The following is a 2144-nucleotide window of genomic DNA, read 5'->3' as shown; positions in this document are numbered from 1 at the left end:
ATGAAAGCATTACTCGCCTTATCGCGCGGCATAGACGCGCTGAATCTGCGGGTTGGCCGGGCCGTGACGTGGATCACGTTGTTGGTGGTACTGGTCAGCGCCGGCAACGCGGTGGTCCGCAAGGTGTTCGAGACGAGCTCGAACGCGTGGCTGGAACTGCAGTGGTACATGTTCGGTGCCATGTTCCTGCTGACGGCGGGCTACACCCTGCTCAAGAACGAACACGTGCGCGTCGACATTCTGTCGTCGCGCCTGTCCAAGCGCACGCAGATCTACATCGAGATCTTCGGGGTGCTGTTTTTCCTGCTGCCGATGGCCATCCTGATCATGTACCTGTCGTGGCCGATGTTCATGGACTCGTTCGTGTCGAACGAACAGTCGTCGAACTCGGGCGGTCTGGTGCGCTGGCCGGTCAAGCTGCTGATTCCGGTGGGCTTTGCGCTGCTGGTGCTGGCGGGTATCTCGCGGCTGATCAAGTGCGTGGGTTACTTGTGCGGCCAGGCGCCGGACCCGCTGGCGCGCGCCGAAGGCAAGTCGGCCGAAGAGCAACTGGCCGAGGAAATTGCCCGTGAAGCGCAGGCGCGCGACGCGGCCCAGCCACACCAAGACGACAAGGGCCGCTGACCATGGAGTTCTTAATCGCAAATCTGGCCCCCATCATGTTCGCCACGCTGGTGGCGTTCCTGCTGCTGGGCTTTCCGGTGGCCTTCGCGCTGGCGGCCAACGGTATTCTGTACGGCCTGGTGGGCATGGAGCTGGGGCTGTTCAACGCGTCGCTGTTCCAGGCGCTGCCGCAGCGGGTGTTCGGCATCGTGGCCAACGACACGCTGCTGGCCGTGCCGTTCTTTACCCTGATGGGGCTGGTGCTGGAGCGCTCGGGCATGGCCGAAGACCTGCTCGAGACCATCGGGCAGGTGTTCGGCCCGTTGCGCGGCGGGCTGGCCATCGCGGTGGTGGTGGTGGGCGCGATGCTGGCGGCGACCACGGGGGTGGTGTCGGCCTCGGTGATCTCCATGGGGCTGATCTCGCTGCCCATCATGCTGCGCTACGGCTATGACAGGCGGTTGGCCACCGGGGTGATCGCGGCCTCGGGCACGCTGTCGCAGATCATCCCGCCGTCGCTGGTGCTGATCATCCTGGCCGACCAGCTGGGCCGCTCGATCGGCGACATGTATCGCGGGGCCATCATTCCGGGGTTCCTGCTGGCCGGTTCGTACATTCTGTACGTGGTGGTGGTGGCGCTGATCAAGCCGTCGGCCGCGCCGGCGCTGCCCGAAGAGGCGCGCGCGTTCCGCGAGCCCAACGGCTCGCGCGGCGGGCGCTCGCTGCTGGTGCTGATGCTGATCTCGGCGGCCTCGGCCTACCTGATGGGCCAGTGGCTCGAGCACGACACCGCGCCGGTCGACGAGCAGGTGGTGCTCAGCCTGCTGCTGTGGGGGCTGACGGCGTTCGTGATCGCCGGGGCCAACAAGCTGTTCAAGCTGGGGCTGCTGTCGGCGCTGGCCGAGCGGGTCACCTTCGTGATGATCCCGCCGCTGTTCCTGATCTTCCTGGTGCTGGGCACGATCTTCATCGGCATCGCCACGCCGACCGAGGGCGGGGCGATGGGGGCGGTGGGGGCCATCGTGATGGCGCTGATCCGGCGCCGGCTGACGCTGGACCTGATGCGCCAGGCCATGGACACGACCACCAAGCTGTCGTGCTTCGTGGTGTTCATCCTGGTGGGCTCGACGGTGTTCGGGCTGACCTTCCGGGGCGTGAGCGGCGACCTGTGGGTCGAGCACCTGCTGACCAGCGTGCCGGGCGGGGAATGGGGCTTTCTGATCGTGGTCAGCGTGCTGACCTTCGTGCTGGCGTTCTTCCTGGACTTCTTCGAGCTGGCGTTCATCATCGTGCCGCTATTGGGGCCGGTGGCCGACAAGATGGGCATCGACCTGATCTGGTTCGGGGTACTGCTGGCGGTGAACATGCAGACCTCGTTCATGCACCCGCCGTTCGGCTTCGCGCTGTTCTACCTGCGCTCGGTCGCGCCCAAGGACGCTTACCGCGACAAGGTCACCGGCCAGCGGGTCGAGCCGGTGACCACCGGCCAGATCTACTGGGGCTCGGTGCCGTTCATCGTGATCCAGCTGATCATGGTGGCC

At 65.9% G+C, this 2144-nt stretch carries 2 protein-coding genes; both read left to right on the top strand.

The window, feature by feature from the left end; all coding sequences use genetic code 11:
- The coding region (locus LPZ50_RS24375; protein WP_230665421.1) for a TRAP transporter small permease subunit at positions 1 to 624 on the top strand (624 nt) is incomplete at its 5' end.
- Between the two features lie 2 nt (positions 625 to 626).
- A partial coding sequence (locus LPZ50_RS24370) for a TRAP transporter large permease (RefSeq protein ID WP_230665420.1) occupies positions 627 to 2144 on the top strand: 1518 nt, incomplete at its 3' end.

It is taken from the genome of Bordetella petrii (assembly GCF_020991325.1).
In the GTDB taxonomy this organism is placed as follows: Bacteria; Pseudomonadota; Gammaproteobacteria; order Burkholderiales; family Burkholderiaceae_B; genus Bordetella_A; species Bordetella_A petrii_E.
The sequence above is the reverse complement of the archived record's forward strand: the minus strand, read 5'-3'. Positions and strand labels throughout refer to the sequence as shown.